Below are 2,370 nucleotides of genomic sequence, written 5' to 3'. Positions count from 1 at the left end.
TACCGCCCGCTACGCGGGCGGTACGCTCTCTCGTTTTGGTTTTTAATTATGCCGAACTACTTACTGATCTTTGACAGGTTGTCTTTTGACATCGATCGAGCAATAAAAAAGAATGAGATCTTTATACCCAAGCTAAAAGTTTAGAAATCCTAAGTAAAAAACTAAGTGAAAAACTAAAGCTTGAGGCTAAATCTGTGAGGAGTTAAGGTTGACATGAAATCGATGAAGTTGCTGTATGTAGCACCTAGCTTTGCTGCATCTCTTTTTAGTATGGTTGAAATTGCTGGTGCTGAGCTATCAGAGATGGTAGTCGAAACTCAAAATACGAGCATTGCGACTGTTGGGGAATTGCGATCGCAGGTATCGCAAAGCTCTAGTTTTCTCATCCCCTACTTCAAGGTTGATATCCCTGCCCAGAGTCAAATTCTCGCGCAAGAGTCCAATGAAAATGAAGTCGAAATACAAGTAACAGGAAAAAAAGCTCCATTTACACCTACTTCTGCCCCCGTATATATTGTCCCTAAAGAAGATATCCAAAAGCAAAATCCCAGTAGTGCGGCTGAACTTTTACGCAGTTTGCCAGGATTCACGATCAATGACTATGGATTTGGAGCGGACATCCATACAGGCACTTTTTTGCGTGGCTTTTCGATCAACCAATCCACCTTTCATATCAATGGTCGATCCTTTGGGAGTAACGTTAATACCTATCATGGTGGAACCGATCTTAATAGCATTCCCGTAGATGCGATCGAACGTGTCGAACTAACGGGAGGGACAAGTGCAACTCTGTATGGCTCGGAAGCCTTTGGCGGGGTAATTAACCTTGTTACGAAAAAAACTCCCCAGCCTCTCAAATTAACCACGGGAATTGAGCTAGGTTCCTATGGTTATCAACGCTATCGGCTTGGCTATGGAGGAACTTTAGATAATGTCAACTTCCGTCTGGGCTACGAACGATTCTCAACGGATAACAACTATGCTGTGCCATTGGGAGCCGCTAATCGCAATCCCTCTGATGGCAAACTTTTTAATGGCGATAGCCGTGTTGACAACTTTTACGGTAATGTCGAATTCCCCATCGATTCTCGCAATTCCTTGAGTATTGATGCTTATAAAACAGCCAGTCGGCGAGGACTACTCTACTTTGGATTTCCACTACAACGCGATCGCCTCGACCATGATCTATTCAATATTGGTACTACTTTAACTAGCAAGCTAGGTCAAGGGGATGACTCAATTCTGAAGACAACGATCGCCTTTAATCAAGATTTTTTCAGTACCTATGGACCAACGGGCACGACCGCTTTTCGGAATGCTTCCCTAGATTCGCGAGCCTTGAGCGGTCGAGTCGAACATCAATGGCAACTGAACGAGACCAATAAGCTGACATGGGGCTTAGATCTTAAAACCGATTCTATCCGTGGCGATGTATTTAGTTCGCTTCCTGCATTATCTGCCCAGAATGGCGTTGTCAATCGCGATCGCTCTCTTCTAGCTCTGTTTGCCTTAAATGCTTGGAAAGCTACGGAAAACTTTCAAGTAGAACTAGGTTTACGGCAAAATTTTACAAGCGATTTTGGTAGCTACCTCAATCCCACGGTCGGCACACGCTGGAACCTCACCCCCAATCTGGATTTTCGCAATAGTTTTGCCGTACTTCAGCGCAATCCTGGACTAGACCAACTCTATGTATTTGATACTGTACATAATTGGTTGCCAAATTCTAGTCTCATTCCTGAACGGGGTGTCGCCTATACGGCTGGATTTGATTGGAGTGTCGCTGCGGACTCCGTACTAGTGCAGCTAACCTATTTTGGCAGCAGTCTTAGCGATCGCCTTGGTGTTATTGCGGGTCGATGGGACAATGTTGGTCAGGTTACCACTAATGGCATCGAAGCTGGGGTAAAGTGGCAAATTTCACCAGAATTCTCGTCATTTCTCAATTACACCTACACCGATGCCAAAATAAATAGCAGCAAAACAGCTTCTGAAGTTGGTTTGCAATTGGCTACTGTTCCCTATTCCGTAGGGAAATTAGGCATTGGCTATGATTCCAATGGTTGGCAAGCAAATCTATTTTTTAACTACTACAGCGGCTCCCGTCGTGCTGTTTTTGCCCAAGGGACAGCAGGACAAAATGCTACAGACTTTTCTCCCGCCTATTTGAGTCTGGACTTTAACGCCAAGATTCCTTTACATAAAAATGTAGCTTTGACTTTGAATCTAGAAAATTTGACCGATAATAGCTATGAAAAGACTAACCGCATCTATCAACCAGGATTAACCTATAGAATCGGTTTACAGGCAAGTTTCTAATTAAGTAGCTAAGAAACCCAAACTAGAGAGCGTACCGCCCGCGTAGCGGGC

General features: G+C 44.2%; 1 protein-coding gene. It reads left to right on the top strand.

The annotated features are described in order from the left end of the window. The first annotated feature begins 213 nt into the window (after positions 1-213). The gene (locus PSE7429_RS22545) at positions 214-2,319 is read left to right on the top strand and encodes a TonB-dependent receptor plug domain-containing protein (protein ID WP_009629711.1); all 2,106 of its coding nucleotides are present in this window, start codon (positions 214-216) and stop codon (positions 2,317-2,319) included. Positions 2,320-2,370 lie beyond the last annotated feature (51 nt).

It is taken from the genome of Pseudanabaena biceps PCC 7429, from assembly GCF_000332215.1.
GTDB lineage: Bacteria > Cyanobacteriota > Cyanobacteriia > Pseudanabaenales > Pseudanabaenaceae > Pseudanabaena > Pseudanabaena biceps.
Note: the sequence above shows the minus strand (reverse complement) of the source record. Positions and strands in the feature narration are given on the sequence as shown.

Excerpts from the sequence above, each read along its gene's own strand:
- PSE7429_RS22545 (WP_009629711.1), top strand. The coding sequence starts at position 214 with ATGAAATCGATGAAGTTGCTGTATGTAGCACCTAGCTTTGCTGCATCT.